At 45.0% G+C, this 15,496-nt stretch carries 14 protein-coding genes and 5 pseudogenes; 8 read left to right on the top strand and 11 right to left on the bottom strand.

The features are described from left to right. Positions 1-139 precede the first annotated feature (139 nt). From EKM67_RS07305 to EKM67_RS07290, 4 genes are all read left to right on the top strand, one after another. Positions 140-1,027: an ABC transporter ATP-binding protein gene (locus EKM67_RS07305; RefSeq protein ID WP_125578370.1), complete on the top strand. Its 888-nt coding sequence runs from the start codon at positions 140-142 to the stop codon at positions 1,025-1,027. Then, positions 1,024-1,788 (top strand): ABC transporter permease, encoded by a 765-nt coding sequence (locus tag EKM67_RS07300; RefSeq protein ID WP_125578369.1) that lies wholly within the window; start codon positions 1,024-1,026, stop codon positions 1,786-1,788. Before EKM67_RS07305 ends, EKM67_RS07300 begins: the two co-directional genes overlap by 4 nt. A 67-nt stretch (positions 1,789-1,855) precedes the next feature. Continuing rightward, positions 1,856-2,890 carry a sensor histidine kinase gene (locus tag EKM67_RS07295; protein WP_125578380.1) on the top strand — a complete coding sequence of 345 codons (1,035 nt, stop codon included), beginning with the start codon at positions 1,856-1,858 and terminating at the stop codon, positions 2,888-2,890. A gap of 1 nt (position 2,891) precedes the next feature. Beyond that, positions 2,892-3,500, top strand: a complete 609-nt coding sequence (locus tag EKM67_RS07290) for a response regulator transcription factor (protein ID WP_125578368.1) — start codon at positions 2,892-2,894, stop codon at positions 3,498-3,500. An 8-nt stretch (positions 3,501-3,508) separates the two neighbouring features. Here the strand turns inward: EKM67_RS07290 and EKM67_RS07285 are convergent, their stop codons facing one another. The 6 genes and pseudogenes from EKM67_RS07285 to EKM67_RS07260 all read right to left on the bottom strand — a co-directional run bounded on the left by EKM67_RS07285 (position 3,509) and on the right by EKM67_RS07260 (position 7,258). After that, on the bottom strand, positions 3,509-4,507 hold the full coding sequence (locus EKM67_RS07285) for an IS30 family transposase (protein ID WP_125578367.1): 999 nt from the start codon (positions 4,505-4,507) through the stop codon (positions 3,509-3,511). Between the two features lie 162 nt (positions 4,508-4,669). Continuing rightward, positions 4,670-5,527 carry a DegV family protein gene (locus tag EKM67_RS07280; protein ID WP_125578366.1) on the bottom strand — a complete coding sequence of 286 codons (858 nt, stop codon included), beginning with the start codon at positions 5,525-5,527 and terminating at the stop codon, positions 4,670-4,672. Between the two features lie 198 nt (positions 5,528-5,725). Further along, a pseudogene (locus EKM67_RS07275) lies at positions 5,726-5,944 on the bottom strand (iron ABC transporter permease); the annotation flags it as partial. Positions 5,945-6,057: 113 nt separating this feature from the next. Then, positions 6,058-6,174, bottom strand: a pseudogene (locus tag EKM67_RS07270) (GNAT family N-acetyltransferase); the annotation flags it as partial. Positions 6,175-6,234: 60 nt separating this feature from the next. Continuing rightward, a pseudogene (locus tag EKM67_RS07265) lies at positions 6,235-6,462 on the bottom strand (IS30 family transposase); the annotation flags it as partial. Between the two features lie 8 nt (positions 6,463-6,470). Next, positions 6,471-7,258 (bottom strand): IS5 family transposase gene (locus EKM67_RS07260; protein ID WP_379894316.1). Its coding sequence is split into 2 segments (ribosomal slippage): positions 6,471-6,967 and positions 6,967-7,258, totalling 789 coding nucleotides; the frame shifts between segments, so codons are not numbered across the junction. 59 nt (positions 7,259-7,317) lie between these two features. Between EKM67_RS07260 and EKM67_RS07255 the strand changes: the two are divergent. Continuing rightward, positions 7,318-7,827 (top strand): annotated as a pseudogene (locus EKM67_RS07255) (IS30 family transposase); the annotation flags it as partial. A gap of 39 nt (positions 7,828-7,866) precedes the next feature. On the opposite strand, the pseudogene EKM67_RS07250 reads toward EKM67_RS07255, so the two are convergent. Next, positions 7,867-8,031 (bottom strand): annotated as a pseudogene (locus EKM67_RS07250) (IS30 family transposase); the annotation flags it as partial. Between the two features lie 41 nt (positions 8,032-8,072). Next, positions 8,073-8,708 carry a recombinase family protein gene (locus EKM67_RS07245; RefSeq protein WP_125578365.1) on the bottom strand — a complete coding sequence of 212 codons (636 nt, stop codon included), beginning with the start codon at positions 8,706-8,708 and terminating at the stop codon, positions 8,073-8,075. 220 nt (positions 8,709-8,928) lie between these two features. Here EKM67_RS07245 and EKM67_RS07240 point away from each other — a divergent pair, with 220 nt between their 5' ends. Continuing rightward, positions 8,929-9,297 carry a hypothetical protein gene (locus EKM67_RS07240; RefSeq protein ID WP_181073329.1) on the top strand — a complete coding sequence of 123 codons (369 nt, stop codon included), beginning with the start codon at positions 8,929-8,931 and terminating at the stop codon, positions 9,295-9,297. A 50-nt stretch (positions 9,298-9,347) separates the two neighbouring features. On the opposite strand, the gene EKM67_RS07235 is transcribed toward EKM67_RS07240, so the two are convergent. From EKM67_RS07235 to EKM67_RS07225, 3 genes are all read right to left on the bottom strand, one after another. Continuing rightward, complete coding sequence (locus EKM67_RS07235; RefSeq protein WP_125578364.1) at positions 9,348-12,113, bottom strand: DNA methyltransferase; 2,766 nt, start codon at positions 12,111-12,113, stop codon at positions 9,348-9,350. Between the two features lie 120 nt (positions 12,114-12,233). After that, positions 12,234-12,512, bottom strand: coding sequence for a helix-turn-helix domain-containing protein (locus EKM67_RS07230; protein ID WP_003589707.1), 279 nt, complete (start codon positions 12,510-12,512; stop codon positions 12,234-12,236). A gap of 1 nt (position 12,513) precedes the next feature. Next, a complete protein-coding gene (locus tag EKM67_RS07225) occupies positions 12,514-12,873 on the bottom strand; it encodes a type II toxin-antitoxin system RelE/ParE family toxin (RefSeq protein WP_003589709.1) in 360 nt (119 codons plus the stop codon). Positions 12,874-13,081: 208 nt separating this feature from the next. On the opposite strand from EKM67_RS07225, the gene EKM67_RS07220 reads away from it, so the two are divergent. Together EKM67_RS07220 and EKM67_RS07215 are read left to right on the top strand one after the other, a co-directional pair. Further along, positions 13,082-13,915 carry a DUF6414 family protein gene (locus EKM67_RS07220; protein WP_054719984.1) on the top strand — a complete coding sequence of 278 codons (834 nt, stop codon included), beginning with the start codon at positions 13,082-13,084 and terminating at the stop codon, positions 13,913-13,915. After that, the gene (locus EKM67_RS07215) at positions 13,915-15,060 is read left to right on the top strand and encodes an AAA family ATPase (RefSeq protein WP_125578363.1); all 1,146 of its coding nucleotides are present in this window, start codon (positions 13,915-13,917) and stop codon (positions 15,058-15,060) included. The genes EKM67_RS07220 and EKM67_RS07215 overlap by 1 nt, the downstream gene beginning before the upstream one ends. The last annotated feature ends 436 nt before the right edge of the window (positions 15,061-15,496 follow it).

Here is a 15,496-nt window from a genome sequence, read left to right as displayed (position 1 = left end):
TTTTATTGACCGTGCTTGATTAAATTCAAAGACAGGCTTTTTTCATAGGGATCATGACATTTGTCACATACCATTCATGACATTCGTGACTACTGGCTAGCCCACCCACCGCGTAGTATCAATGGTGGAGGTGGACGAAATGACCACAGTAATTCAAGCAGAACATTTAAAATTTAGCTACGGTGACAAAACAGTCCTAAAAGACATTAATTTGACGGTTCAGCCAGGTGAAATTGTCGGCTTAATTGGGGCGAATGGTGCTGGTAAAACCACATTTCTGAATATTTTACTCGGTCTTTTAGCAGGTACTGGGGAAGTCAGCGTTTTTGGTCAGCGCCCAGGTGCGCCTGATAGTAAAGTTCGTCTTGGTTCAATGCTCCAAGGTGACATGGTGATTGCAGGCACAACCGTCGGGGACCTGATGCAGCTTGCCGCGGCGCAATCACCTCGTGCACTTGACCCGGATGCTTTGTTGAATGAGTTTCATTTAAGCGATTTGAAACCACAACGGCTAGGCATTCTTTCCGGCGGTCAGTTGCGGCGAATCACGTTCGCTGTTGCGCTCGTTGGCAATCCTGATCTGTTATTTTTGGATGAACCAACCGTTGGCATGGATGCGCAATCTCGCAAAGCTTTCTGGACGCAAATTGAACAACTGCGGCAGCAAGGTAAAACCATGGTGATTACCAGTCACTACCTCGAAGAAATTCAGCAAGTTGCTGATCGGCTTTTAATCCTCCAAAATGGTCGCTTTGTCTTTAACGGCTCCCTGCAAGCACTTCAAAAACAGCATCTTGGCGCGACCATTACCTGTGAAACCGATTTGCAGTCAGCAATTTTCAACGGCCTGCCAGCAGTAGATAAGGTTCAACTTGTTGCCCCCAAACTGATCATCCATAGCACGGATGGCGATCAAACACTCCGAGCCTTGGTACCTATGTTGGATCGGCTTCATCAAGTCAGCGTGACCCGGGAATCGCTGGAGGATATCTTTTTACAATTGACTGGGAAGGACGACGAAAAATGAAAACTTTTAAAACGCAACTTGCCTTTGATGGCAAACGATTAATTTTACGTAACTTTTCCTATATCTTCTTTTCGCTGCTAATGCCGGCTGGCTTCTATTTGCTCTTCACAAAAGTCATGGTCAGCGGCTCTTCAACACAAATGAAGCCGTTCTATGTAAGTTATATGGATAGCATGATCGTTTATAGTGTTCTGATTAGTGCCCTCTTCGGAATTGCCGCGATTCTGAAACGAGACCGTGACCAAGGGCTTGTTACTTTCTTGAGCTTATCTGCTCACGGTACCTTTCCCTACTATCTTTCAGTCGCTTTCTGGATGTTAATGATGAGTCTGTTCTCAGTTGCTGTGATGGGTAGTTTAGCTGTTGGCATTAACGGTGTTAGTCTTCATTTCGATCAATGGCTCTCGCTATTTGGTGTCGTTTTGATCGGACAATTGCCCATTATGTTGATCGGTATCGGCTTATCGTACATTCGCAGATATGAAACGCTCAGTCTTGCCAGCAACCTCATCACTTTCCCGATGGCGATTGTTAGCGGGTTGTGGTGGCCCATCAACATGTTGCCTAAGTGGTTGCAGTCAATCGGTGAACTCATGCCCACCTATTTTGTGAATCAACTATTAAATCAACTCACTTCCCGTGCTAAAGTAGACTTAACGAATTTGCTGGGCATTGTTGCTTGGTTTGTGGTGACTGGTTTACTGGTGATCGTGCTCTCAAAGCATGAACAGCGAAAGAGCGTGGCCTTGGGTGAGGCGTAAGTTAATCACACGCATTAAAAATCTAGAATGGACCAGCTATATTTGGCTGGTCTATTTGCCTGCGATCATGGCTGAGTTCATCCCCGTTAAATCAGAGGCTGATTGGTTTTGGCTTGGCTTGTGTGGTTTATTTATCATTGTCTACATACTCGTCAATGAAATTGACCGATGGCTCCCGGTCACAATACCACTTGAATTAGGCATTACAGGGTTATTTTCGATCTTTGCTTTCAACAACTACATGCTAATCTTCCCGGGATGGCAGGTCTCTTTTATGTTGGGTTGGTATCCGCGAAAATATTTTCGGTGGTTTGCTTCAGCATACTATGTCATCATCGGTATTGGCCTGTGGCGTGCTAATTTAGCGCAACCAGGCATCTTTCAGTCATCATTTGGCGAAATCTCAGGACTCATTTTCCCGATTGCGTCGCCAATGCTGGCGTATAATTTTTCCCGATCAGTCATCCATCAGCGGCAACTCCGGCAAACGAACCGCCGCCTGCAAGTGGTCATTCAACGTGGCGAACGAGAACGGATCGCGCGGGATTTGCACGATACGCTCGGTCAGAGTTTTTCGATGATCACCTTAAAAACCGAATTGGCGAAAAAGTTACTTGTCAAAGCTCCGGAGCGAGTGGCACAGGAACTGGATGATATCGCGCAAACAAGTCGTGATGATTTGCAACTCGTACGGGCAATTGTGAATGATCTCCATCAGCAGTCCCTCAGCGAAATGTTGTTGTCTCAAGGAAAAAATCTCGCTGAGGCTGACGTCATGTTGATCACTAGCGGTGAAAACGAAGCAACTGAATGGCCAACTAAGGTTCAGAGTCAGTTTAGTGCCGTCATGACAGAAGCCATCACAAATGTCATTCGCCATGCCCAGGCCCATCAGGTGGAAATCACATTTGATCAGAGTCCCACCACCTATTCCGTGACCATTCAGGATGATGGCAAATCCAAAAACTATGTCCGGGCTGGTTCCAATGGTATTAGCGGCATGCGCAGTCACATGCACGAAGCTGATGGCACGTTTAGCATTGACCATAATCGCCAAGGCACCCTCGTTTCATTAACACTACCAAAGGAGGTGCGATCCTAATATGATTACCTTATATCTCGCGGAAGATCAAAGCATGTTAAACTCCGCCCTCACCCAGCTACTCGACTTGGAAGATGATTTACACGTGCTCGGCAGTGCTGGTGACGGCGCAAAAGCGTGGCAGGACATTCAACAGCTCAAACCGGACGTTGCCGTTCTGGATATCGAGATGCCCAAGTTAACCGGATTGGATGTTGCCGATAAGATTCATGACAGTGAGTTACCAACAAAAGTCATTATTTTAACGACCTTCGCACAGAAGGCTTACTTTGAACGCGCCATTGCTGCCCAAGTAAATGGTTATTTGCTCAAAGATAGCCCCAGTGATGATTTGATTGACGTTATTCGAAAAGTGATGACGGGCCAAACGGTTTACGCCCCGGAATTAGTCACGAATATGGTGACAGCTGAAAGCAATCCCCTCACCGACCGCGAACTCGCTGTTTTGGCGGCAGTCGCCAGCGGCTTATCGTCAAAACAAATTGCTGCCTCGCTATTTCTCTCAGAAGGAACCGTTCGTAACTATTTGTCCGCTATTTTCAGTAAGCTCGGTGTTCATAATCGAATTGAGGCCGTGCAGATGGCTAAGAAGAATAAGTGGTTGGAATGACTGTTTTATCAAATCAAGTGCAACTTTTTACCCATGAAGACTTCTGATGGCGTCTTCCAGCCTAAGACCTTGCGTGGTCGATTATTCAGTTGTTCAATGTAAGTCTCAATTTCCTGGTCGCTCTGAAGGTCTAGGTCTGTGTTCTTGGGAAAGTATTCTCTAATCAGTCCGTTGGTGTTTTCGTTAGTTCCTCGTTGTTGAGGCGCGTGTGGGTCAGGAAAGAAGACCTTTGTATTCAGACGTTCTGCCAGCTCCCTGTACCGGGCAAACTCCCTTCCACGGTCAGGAGTCACTGTTCTTACTCGGTTAGCTGGTAAGGCACCAAGCAGCTCAATCATGACGTCTCTAACAGTGTCAGCTTTTGCGTTGGCCGTTCGCTTCGAAAGCAGATAGCGTGATTTACGGTCAACTAATGTTACTAATGCAGAGTGTCCTGTTTTACCGCGTACTGTATCGCCTTCCCAGTGACCAAACCAGCTGCGATTTTCTGCCGACCGGGGTCGGTCGTGAATTGATGGCACGTCATTGAAGCGCCCCCGGCGTTCATTTATGGTGCCTTTGATTTTGCGCGTCTTGCCTCGGTGTCGAAGCAGCCTTGGTAGCCCGCGAGCACCATGGCTCTTCAATGGAACGCCGAGATTATCTAGGTAGATACCTCTGTAGATAGTCGAATAGCTGATGCGAATAGGACTGCCTTCTAGTGACAAGCGACCAGCAATCTGCTCAGGGGACCAATGTAGCACCGTGATATATCGAATGACAGCGTCACGAGTCCCCGGTCGATCGAGGATCCGAGGACGCCTGCTAGCCAAGCGAACCCGCCGGTAGCGGTCCTGAGCGGTGGCTGCCGAATAGCTCCGCCAGCCGCCGTTACGTGCAATTTCACGGCTGACTGTACTCTTGGAACGACCTATCTCTTTGGGGATGGTATCAAGAGTTTTGCCTGTAGAGATACCAAGCAGTATCGATTCACGGTCTTTTAAGGTAAGATGGGTGTACGGACTCATAGTCGAGTTCTCCTTGTAGTTGGTCTTGTGGTGATTCCATTTTACAAGGACTCAGGCTATGAGTCTTTTCTATTTGACTAATTTGTTGCACTTGAATTGTAAATCCGTCCTGCTTTTCGTTTTAGGTAAAGCTTGAGAGGCGTGACTTATTTTTGTAACACCTTAATACGACTGAACTGTCGCCCCAATCAGCCCTGGCCCTGTATGCACGCCCAATGACGGTGAGACCTCACCAATAAAATCAACTGGCCGACCAGTCGCTTCACGAAGTTTCTCTGCCAACTTTTTAACTAAAGATGGGTTTTGCCCGTGGGCTACTCCTAAACGATAGTGGGTGCTTTTTAAACAATCCTGTTTGACTTGTTCAACCAACTTTTGAATCGCTTTTTCTTCAGATCGCGCCTTAAAAAGAGGGTAGTAGACGCCTTCTGGATCACATGAGATCACCGGTTTAATGTGCAAAACCGAACCGACAAGGCCTGCCACTCGGCCGATTCGACCGCCGGCACTGAGGTACTTCAAGGTTGGCACGTAGAAATAAATCCGACTTTTGACGATTGAGGCACGAACTTTTGCAATCACGTCCTGAAAAGATTCCCCTGCATTGATCAATGATGCGGCATAGGCTGCTTGGATGCCACTGCCAATGCCGATGCTTTTTGTGTCAAGAATGGTTACGGTGTCAGCGGGAAAATCTTGCGCGGCCAATTGAAAGACGTTGTTCGTCACAGACAACGCGCTCGAAATTGTGATACCGAGGATCTGCTGATAACCAGCCGCGAACAGCGCATCCATCGCTTCTTTGGCAGCTTGTGGTGACGGACTGGACGTCTTCGGCAAGGTTTCCGCCGTTGCTAACGCCGAATAAAATTCATCCGGTGTGATATCAACTGCATCAAGGTAATTATGCCCATTCATAGTAATATTCAGCGGTGCGACTGCAATATTTTTATTTTCATCAAGAACACTTTGAGGGACATCAGAACCCGAATCAACGACAATTGCAATTTTTTTGGTCATGTTCTGCCTCCTTGCGGCTTTAATATCCATATTATATGGTTTCTAAGACTAGATGTCAATAGGTTCACCACATATATCTTTTTTCGTTCATGTGAATATTCAGCCAGTTTTTCCAACAAAAGTCGCTTCCACAGCAAAAAGAGAGTCAACCAGTCACGGTCAACTCCCTTTTGTCCTATTTCCGACGAAGTTTTGTGGTTACATCGCAATATCCCCATTCTTAGAAACTTTCATGAAGATTAGCAAGGAAATCACTGTCAACGCGGTCAAAATCGTTGATAGTGCAGCTGCAACGCCGTAATTTCCACGAATAACTTCGGTATAAATGGCTACTGTCATTGTCCGAGTCTTGACGTTGTACAACAGAATGGATGTGGATAATTCTGAGATCATCGTGACCCATGAAAGAATGGCCCCATACTAATCCCTCGTTTTGAATGCGCTTACGCATATCAAGCTTACACGAGCCGATCTGTTCTGTCAGGCATGGCGATTTTTATGGACTTTGTTCCGGGCGATTTGGCCGCTTATTAAAGCTTCTTAACCAACACCAAACAAGGATTCCAAGCATCCCATAATGTCGGGAAAACTTCCAATCGCTCAAATCCCACTGACTCGTAAAAACGGATGGTTTGATCATATTCAGGACCTCAATTTTCAAGTCAAGTGCAACGATGATAACGAATTCTTGATAGTGGTCTAGGCTGTTACGCCATGCATCGGTAGTAATCGCATGGGCGAAGATAGTTCAGAATACGTCTGGGACGATGGTTCAGTGCGGATTGGACTGCTTGAATTTCAACCAGGGTAACTGCTCTGAGAGACTTCCCTTTCGGGAAGAATTCCCTAAGCAGTCCATTGGCGTTCTCGTTTGTGCCACGCTCCCAAGGCGAGTACGGATGTGCGAAGTAAATCTGGGTTCCAACAATCTCTGAGAACCTGTCTAGTATCTTTTAAGAACTATCTTCAGGAAGGCCAATACAACCATTTGAAGACTGCTGTTAAGGGCACGTTCACAGTTTTTCCAAAGTCGCCGACATTTGTCTAGCCAACTCCATGAACGTTCAACGATCCATCGTTGCGGTAACACCGTGAACATATGCAACTCGTTGCGTTTAGCTACCGTCGTCTTAGCATTCAAAATGAGCTTCACCAGATCCGCAAAGTCATTGCCAGTGTAGCCACCATCAACCATGACATGCTGAACCAGCTCTAAATTTTGGCTAGCCAAACTAAACATAGCCAATGCACCTGAACGATCTGATACATTAGCTCGTGTCACCAGAATGGCTTGTGGTAAACCATTAATATCAACCGCCATATGACGCTTAATCCCTGAAATCTTTTTGCCGCCATCGTAGCCACTATTTTTCGTTAAATCAGTGGTTTTAACACTTTGAGCATCAACAATCACAAACGACGTTCGGGCCGATCGGCCCTATGCAAAGCGATAGGAAGCAACAGTTTTTTTAAAAGCCTTTCTAATAGCGAATCAGCTGTCGGGTCTGGTTTATCTCGCCACATATCGTAATAGCGGTAGACAGTGTGCCATTCCGGGAAATCGTGCGGTAATTCACGCCATTGACACCCTGTAGTAAGCGAGTAAAGGATGGCATTGAATACGTCATAAAGATCATAACGACGCGGTCTTGTATGCTTGCGGAAGTTTTCTAAATCAGGTTGTATTAACGCAAATTGCGCTCGAGAAATATTGCTTGGATAATCTGGCATGACAAACTCCTCAGTCGGTTTTCCACAATTCTACCAGATTCAGCAGATACTAGACAGGTTCTAAGACAAAGCTTGGTACCTCGATTGATGAAAGACCCATTGAAGTTCAAGACCGTCGGCAAGGGGGGCATTGGGAAGGGGATTTAGTGAAAGGTAAGCGCGTTGATAGCGAACCTGCGTTTCTGGTTTTGACAGAGCGGACGAGTCGCTTCGAAATCATCATCAAGCTCGCTAACTACAAAGCAAGTACCTGTAAGGTGGGACTTCAGTCCATCATTGATGATTACGGTGCGGAATACTTCACCACCATCACCTTTGATAACGGCAGTGAGTTCGCACAACTAGATTCAGTAGAAGGAACTGATGTCTACTTTGCTCATCCGTACTCACCATGGGAGCGCGGAACAAATGAGAACCAGAACGGCCTTCTACGAGAGTTTATTCCGAAAGGTCGCTCACTCCACCATTACGACATCATTGATATTCAGAGCTTCCAGGATGCACTCAACAGCCGGCCTCGTCGTATCTTGGGCTACCGGAGTGCGGCGGAACTGATGCCGGAACTCTAAGCTGTGTACCACTTATAGGATTGGACTAGAAACTGTTGCACTTAGATTGACAATACGGGGAATCTTTTGCTTTAACTCATCGCTCAGCTTAGTTTTCCGACCACATCGTGATCGCTTCAGCCGAACGCCCATTTGGATATTGGACAGCCCTAGTTCACAAAAGGTTTCGATTTTAATTCGTTCGGAATAGGTTATACTAGACAAAAGATCAGCTCCTAAAAGATGGGTTTGTGGTAAACACCATTTTAAAGGAAGCTGATCTTTTTTGTCCGAACAGCGTTCGGATTAATTTTACAATCTACCTTAACATTAAATTTCTTTCGATACCTTATAAAGGTTGTCCGTTTAATTCCTGTATTACGGGCAACATCGACATCACTCATGCCTGCCTGATAAAGTTTAAAAGCATGTTGCAAGCGGGGATCGTCTTGGGTGTATTGGGGTTTGCGCCCATGATATTTACCCTGCTGCTTAGCTAAGGCAATCCCTTGCTGCTGGCGCTCAATGATTCGCTTACGTTCACTTTCGGCCTGATACTTATAGAGTTCAATAATCAAGTTGGTCATCAGTTGACGTAAATTTGGGTCAGCAATCCCTGTCATGGACGGTAAATTCAACACATCTAGGGTGGCACCCTTATTTTGAATGGAGTTCATGATCTTAGTCAAATCATGGTTGTTTCTGCCTAAGCGATCTAATTCAGTGACCATTACAATATCACCCTCACGAATATAGGCCAGCATTTTTTGCAGTTCTGGCCGATTAGTGTTAGCTCCACTTAATTTATCCGTAAATAATTTATCAACGTCTTTTAAAGCCGCTAATTGTCGATCTAAATGTTGCTCCTTGGAACTCACGCGCGCATAACCGATTTTAGCCATTTCCAATTCTCCTTTTGGACAGTTCTAATGAACACTTGTAATTCCTAGTATAGCACAGAAATAAAAAAGACCATTAGGGTATACCCTATTGGTCGCTTTTGATCCATTATCAATGGCTTTTTAAATTAGGGCCTAGTACTTTTGGAATGGAAATACTTTCCAACACCAAAAATTCTAGACCCAAATAATTTTACAATCTACCATGGCTAAAATGTTAAGCATGCGCGATTTCGACTACTCCAAGATCGGCAACATCTTTGAACTAGACGAAGTCACCCCTAAAATGGCAACTGAAGAACGCCTTGATGATTCTGGCAACAAAATCATGGGCAATGATGGTACACCGCGGAAATTCAACACGGATGAAATTGTCGGCTATAAGTATTCCGTCACGATTCTGGAAGGTGAACATCGTAAGAAGTCCACTCAGATCACCGTTGCTGGTCTCGACTGTCCAATCAACAACGCGGAAATCATGAAACGTGACAGCGTGAAATGCCGCTTTACCGGTTTAGAACCAAGCATGGTCGGCAACCCAATCTACTACAAGGCTGAAAAGATTGAATTAGTGGCCCCGCAGGCCAAATAGAAACACTCTGGGCTACCCAATCTAAACGGGTAGTCCTTTTTCTCGCAATTCTACTTGGTCAGTTGCCGATAACGTTCAAACAGCATGGCGACGGTATCACTCTCGGTGGTGCCTTTAATTGTCAGCCCATATGCCCGCATAACGGCTCGATCATTATCTTGGTGGGCTTTGCGCAGTTCAGGAACTGTCGCCAACGGATCATAGAGATCAGCTAAGCTACTATCCGGGTAAAGTTTACGGGCATCGAGAATCCCCTGGGCTGTTTGTTCAATCTGCGCCTTTTGCTTATCATCAACTTCTGGCCACGGAAAATTTGCATAGACGGTTGGCGAGTAACTGTAATCGCTCTTCATTCTACCAGCAACCGCACGCATCCACGCCATATGCACATTAGAAGTCATCACACCGAACATATACAGACTGGCATTCGGAACGAGATACAGCTTGTTGCTGGCAATAACCGCTGGAGACATCCACCCCATCGGCACATAACGTCGGTTTTCGCTCGAAACCTCAGGGACCGCTAGATAGTTTGAATCCGGTTGACGAATTTCAGTGAATAACATGGGCATTTCCGCCAATGCTTTAACTGACGGTGTAGGACTTTTCAATCTTGCTTCGGTGACGGCCGCTAACCGTTCCATAATTGGTGGAACAGAACGAAATTGACTTGGTGATACACCCTTTAACCAAATGCAGTACCGCTCAACATTATTGATAAAGTCTCTGGAGCCAACATAACGTCGGATATAACTTTCTGTTTGCGGGTACTGCTTAATTAACGCCGCTCGTTCCGCTGGAGAAAGAATTAAGTTACCCCCGTCTGTTGGTTGGCTTCCCTTAGACATCACAGGAAAGTTGGCACCGGAAATACTAGTCTTTCGACGTGGCTGTGGGAATACATCAGTTCCCGCGGTAAGATACGCATTGATATGGTCAACCAGCTTCATCTGCCCCCCTTCAAACAGACGCTTCTTCTCCTTGCGTGGGTAGCCGGTGAAGCCAATGATGACCACATGGACTTGCGCCTTCTCCTTGGCCTCACTGCTCCAGCGGAATGTCCGATAGGCGAATTGAATTTCAATGCCCTTCTCGAATAGTTTTGGCCAAAGCGTTGGCGCTTGCTCACCTTGCGTGATCGAGTTAGTTGAAACAAAGGCGACCTCGGTCGTCTTACCTTGAATGAAGTCAGCCGCTTTGTTGTACCACGCCGCCACATAATCCAGCTTGCCATACTTGGTAAAATCATGGAAAGCAATATCCATGTCCGCTGCTTGCGCGCGTGTCCGCTTTTCGTGACCATAAAATGGTGGATTACCAATGATGTAAGTAATTTTCTCGCCGCCGACTACCGTTTCCCAATCGAGACGGATGGCATTGCCCTCTGTGATGTTGGTGTACGTCTTCAATGGCAAAAAGTCCATATTCGCGTAAACAATCGCCGCCGTTTCTTCCATCATCTGCGATTCAGCAATCCACAGCGCTGTCTTGCCGACGGACACCGCAAAGTCATTGATTTCAATACCATAAAACTGTTGAATGGACACCTTGATCAAATCGTCATCAACTGCCAACATGCTTTCATTCCCGTAAATCAAGCTGATAACCTGGTTTTCGAGCTTCCGCAATGACAAATAGGTTTCAGTCAGAAAGTTACCTGACCCACACGCTGGATCAAAGAAACGCAACTTACCGAGCCGGGCTTGAAAATCTGTCGCGCGCTGAATCATGGTCTTACGTTGCTTAATTTGCTTGATTTCAGTCAGCTCATTTCGGAGACCGTCTAGGAACATTGGATCAATGACTTTATGAATATTTGCAATCGAGGTATAGTGCATGCCACCTTCACGTCGCGTGTCTGGGTTCAAGGTACTCTCAAACACCGCACCAAAAATTGTTGGGCTGATCTCAGACCAGTCAAACTCCTTGCTGGCTTGATCTAGAATCAAAGCGCGCAACGAATCGGTGAATTGTGGAATCTCAACTTCCTCATTAGTAAACATTCCGCCATTCACATACGGAAACTCAGCCAACTTTTCTTCCAGATATGGGTCGCGTTTATCGATTGGCGTATCCAGCACACGAAACAGGTCTATCAAGGCCGTACGCAGATGCCGCGTCTCAAATTCATTGAGATAGTCGTGAAACATACCATGACGGCCAAAAATGCCAGCATCTTCAGCGTACAAGCAAAACACTAGACGTACAGACAACTCGTTAATACTACGCTGACTGCTGGCATTAGTAGGATCACGATACTGCGTGAACAGTTCATCGTAAATCTTGCCGACCAACTCACCAGCTTGCATTGAAACTTCCATCTCTTTGTCGAGATGCGGATTCAACTGATCGACGATAAAGTCCAAACGGTAATACTCAGTCGGTAAGTCCTTAAGCTGGATCACTGCCGGCTCGCCATTAGGTTGCTCCATATCATACACGAAGAACTGGGTAAAGTTGCTCGTGATAATCCAGCGCGGCCGCTTAGAGTACGGTAAATTGGCGGAATATCGTTTTGCTTGCTCAAATGGAGACAGCAAACTGCCGTCAGACTGCCGTATGCCGTCAAACAAGCTCTTATTTCGGCCTTTCTGTTCAATTAACACCTTGGTTGTGTCAATGAAACCGTCAATAAAGCTGGTGTGATCCAGCATTACTCGGTCTTCAAAACTGATGTACTCACCAGGATTAGGAATATCATAGACAGTCTCCAGCAAGTCCAACCAGAAGGTCTGACTATCCTGTCGTTCATTACCACGATCTTGCCAACGCTTGACAAAGGCCGTGGCGGCTCGTTTTTGATCTGCTTCCTTCATGAAACAGCCTCGATTCGTCAGTATTATGTTTCAAGTATCACGCATCAATCATATAAAGAAAAGCGCCAGTCTCGAAGTTCCGAAAACTGACGCTCACAAACATGGGGACATCGCTATATTCTAAGTGAATTCAACCTTGAGCTTCTTTCCCAGTGCAAAGGCAATCTTGCTCATGGTATCAAAGCTAGTGTTCTGGCCATGCTCGATGCGCGCAATCGTTGATTGCGGCACATCTGCCCGCTCGGCTAGTTCCCGTTGGGTCAAACCGGCGCGTTCGCGCTCGCTCATCAACGCCACTGCGCTCTCAAGTTTGGCAGATTCGGCATCAAAGCCTGCCTTGAATTCAGGGTCCTTAAGTTGTTCAGCGAGATAATCGTCAAAAGAAATGTTCTTTGCCATGTTACTTACCTCCCAAATTATCGTAGTATTCTGTCCTGAGTTCTTTGGCATGATTAAGTTCAGACACCGGCGTCTTCTGGGTCTTCTTCGTGAAGCCATGCGTAATCACATAACGCGGACCTTCAACGTGAAAGTACAAGCCCCGCTGGATATTCGATCCTGTTGTCCGAAGCTCAAAGATGCCATCTGATATTTTTCTGATCCACATTTGGCGCGCCGCCACTTGCAAACCAAATTTCTGTGTCTTGGCAATGACGGTGACCAGCTTCTGCTTTTCCACTGGCTTCAAACTATCTAAGAATTCTTGGAATTCATTGTGTCCACTTGGACGCGTGTAAAACTCGAACTTAGGATTTTCCATGTGTTTAGTATACACCTAGCGAGCCACAGTATCAATATATGCTATCAGCTTCTAAAATCCAAATTTCAAAACTTCTTAGTCTCTAAATGAGTGAATTAAAAGACCACCACGTTCGGGAACGTTTGTTCGAAAATCGACCATAAAATCCTTCTACTCTGCTATAATACGTATGAATCAATAAAAATTATATAGATAAGGCGGAACACACATGAAGAAAAGCCTGCCACGAAAAATCATCTACTTTGATGAAACCTCCGCTGTAGATTTATTACAGGTTCGTCAAAAAGGACATCTGACGAGAACCGAGGAAACAATTCGATCTATGACTGGGAAAATTGGCGCAGATGCTGACATAAAAGCACAACTAGACGAAGATGTCGGAGTCAATAAACTGGTGAGTCATATCTCTGGCTTATCCGCCGGCATCAACTCAATGATGGGAGCAAATGGATCTCTCAACGGAAGTAAAATTGCCAGAACCGTCATTGAGAATTCTTTGCTTTATGATTTCTTAGAGTCCGCAGAATCAAAACGGGGAACGCCATTATTAGATATTAAGGAAGATTACGCACTCTCAATTCCGAAGGATTCAATGACTTACTTCGCAACTATAGCGCCCCTAACAGAGATGATGGAGGGACATCAACAGCTCGACAATCCAGATATTACCATGGCAATTTCAAAAATGAACAGTGGCATCCGAAACTCTAAAGGTTACTACGAAGTGGTCGGAGAAAAAACTGATTCAAAATTTGGTAAATCCATCACCACTCAAAAGGTATTTCGTTTTAACATTGATGCTTTTAAGAACAATTATCGTATTCAGGATTTGCCTAAAATGAACTTAGTTCTGTATGCTATTCACGTCGGTACAACAAAGCTATCCCAACTCGATTTTGAAACAGAGTTCAATCTTGACAGTCAGCAGTCCGAAGTCGGATTTAGCGGCTTAGCCAAGCAGGCTCAATCCCATCAGGATGCTGATTCTAACGACGAAAAATCGCTTGATGTTTTCGATGTCGTTTTAGCGGGGGTTCGCTAATGGCAAATATTCAACTATTCTACGGATCGAGCAAAGATTTCCGCTCCCTACTTAATCAAAATCAAGTAGAGGACAATTACACACCATTTATGGAGCTGATTCGTCAATATAATGTAACGGTCCGCGCCAACGATACTATGGGCAACAAAGATGCCGAATTTAGCCGCGATAAAATTGGTAATGTGGTAATTTTTGCTGATGACTTTGCATCGGTCACAGAACACGTAATCTCAAATTTCTCGAATATTGTACTACTAGGCCACGACATCGAAAACTTGTATATTCAGAATCCTCCGAAACGAGTTGAATACTCCATCAGATCCAACTTTGATGAGGATGAGATTGTTGAAGTAACGTCGCCATATTTTTCTCCAAGTACGACCGAGGTCACAAAACTTTACTCTCAGCTACTAACCGGAAAAGTTATTGGACAAAACAATGCTAAACACGCATCGTGCATAGGATTGTACAAAGCGGCATACCATCACCAGAAAAAGCCCACTGTCATGATGTTCTACGGACCCTCTGGCGTAGGTAAAACTGAATTAGCTAAGAATATTAGCAACTTCTACCATGGTAAGTTAACACGAATTCAGTTTTCAATGATGCAAACCGAAGAAGCCTTCAAATATGTTTTCGGTGATGAACATGCTCGGCCATCCATGGCTAGGGACTTACTATCGCGCGAATCAAACATCGTCCTAATCGATGAATTCGACAAGGTGTCCCCTAGCTTATATAACGTATTTTATCAAATGTTTGATGAGGGTATTTTCGAGGACATCAATTACAAAGTGGATGTATCTAGTTGCATATTCATCCTAACGTCTAATTTCAACGATGAGGAAACTATTGCATCCACGGTGGGCCTTCCAATATATTCAAGAATTGATCAAAAGATTAAATTTGAAAAACTAACCAAGGAGGAAATCTCCACGGTCATCTCAAATGCCTTCAAGCGAATTCTGTCAGAACTCACCCCTGAGGATCAGAAATTTATTAGCGCCTCAAAATTAGAAGAACACTATCAAGAAAATTTGCAGATTTTTTCAAACGTTCGCATGCTTGATTCATTTATCGAAAATGACGTATATACCATGTTGCTCGAGCAACAAATAACAGTTAACTCAAGTTCAGATGAATAGTAGTGCCCGATCCCACAAAAAGAGCCATATCTCAAGCAATCTGCTATGAGTATATGGCTCTTTTTGTGGCAGGATTTTGGCAGGAAACCAAGTAAATTCTACCTATTTCAACCCGTTTCACTTCGTCTGAAATGCCGTCAAATCAAGATTTTCACTTCAAGTGATACCTGCATTTTATTCCCACTCAACTCCAGGCAATCTCAGTATTAGAGTCTATCGTTGAGTATTAAGCATTATTAATTTGTATAAATTGTATAAAAAAGTAAAAACTCGTATAGAGTGTGAACGAGGTGTGCACTCAGCATCAAGATATTTTTGATTAATTGATGCGTTAACTACTAAGTAGATCAAAATTGGTCTACTTTTTTTAACCCGAGTTTACAATTCAAGTGCAACACCCTGTGACCTAGACCAGAGTAGACAAAAAGGCCATGAA

This window comes from Lapidilactobacillus mulanensis (genome assembly GCF_003946215.1).
Classification (GTDB): domain Bacteria; phylum Bacillota; class Bacilli; order Lactobacillales; family Lactobacillaceae; genus Lapidilactobacillus; species Lapidilactobacillus mulanensis.
This window is presented reverse-complemented; position numbering and strand designations above follow the sequence as displayed.

Excerpts from the sequence above, each read along its gene's own strand:
- EKM67_RS07230 (WP_003589707.1), bottom strand. The coding sequence starts at position 12,512 with ATGGCAAAGAACATTTCTTTTGACGATTATCTCGCTGAACAACTTAAG.
- EKM67_RS07305 (WP_125578370.1), top strand. The coding sequence starts at position 140 with ATGACCACAGTAATTCAAGCAGAACATTTAAAATTTAGCTACGGTGAC.
- EKM67_RS07290 (WP_125578368.1), top strand. The coding sequence starts at position 2,892 with ATGATTACCTTATATCTCGCGGAAGATCAAAGCATGTTAAACTCCGCC.
- EKM67_RS07220 (WP_054719984.1), top strand. The coding sequence starts at position 13,082 with ATGAAGAAAAGCCTGCCACGAAAAATCATCTACTTTGATGAAACCTCC.
- EKM67_RS07235 (WP_125578364.1), bottom strand. The coding sequence starts at position 12,113 with ATGAAGGAAGCAGATCAAAAACGAGCCGCCACGGCCTTTGTCAAGCGT.
- EKM67_RS07240 (WP_181073329.1), top strand. The coding sequence starts at position 8,929 with ATGCGCGATTTCGACTACTCCAAGATCGGCAACATCTTTGAACTAGAC.
- EKM67_RS07300 (WP_125578369.1), top strand. The coding sequence starts at position 1,024 with ATGAAAACTTTTAAAACGCAACTTGCCTTTGATGGCAAACGATTAATT.
- EKM67_RS07215 (WP_125578363.1), top strand. The coding sequence starts at position 13,915 with ATGGCAAATATTCAACTATTCTACGGATCGAGCAAAGATTTCCGCTCC.
- EKM67_RS07285 (WP_125578367.1), bottom strand. The coding sequence starts at position 4,507 with ATGAGTCCGTACACCCATCTTACCTTAAAAGACCGTGAATCGATACTG.
- EKM67_RS07225 (WP_003589709.1), bottom strand. The coding sequence starts at position 12,873 with ATGGAAAATCCTAAGTTCGAGTTTTACACGCGTCCAAGTGGACACAAT.
- EKM67_RS07245 (WP_125578365.1), bottom strand. The coding sequence starts at position 8,708 with ATGGCTAAAATCGGTTATGCGCGCGTGAGTTCCAAGGAGCAACATTTA.
- EKM67_RS07295 (WP_125578380.1), top strand. The coding sequence starts at position 1,856 with ATGGCTGAGTTCATCCCCGTTAAATCAGAGGCTGATTGGTTTTGGCTT.
- EKM67_RS07280 (WP_125578366.1), bottom strand. The coding sequence starts at position 5,527 with ATGACCAAAAAAATTGCAATTGTCGTTGATTCGGGTTCTGATGTCCCT.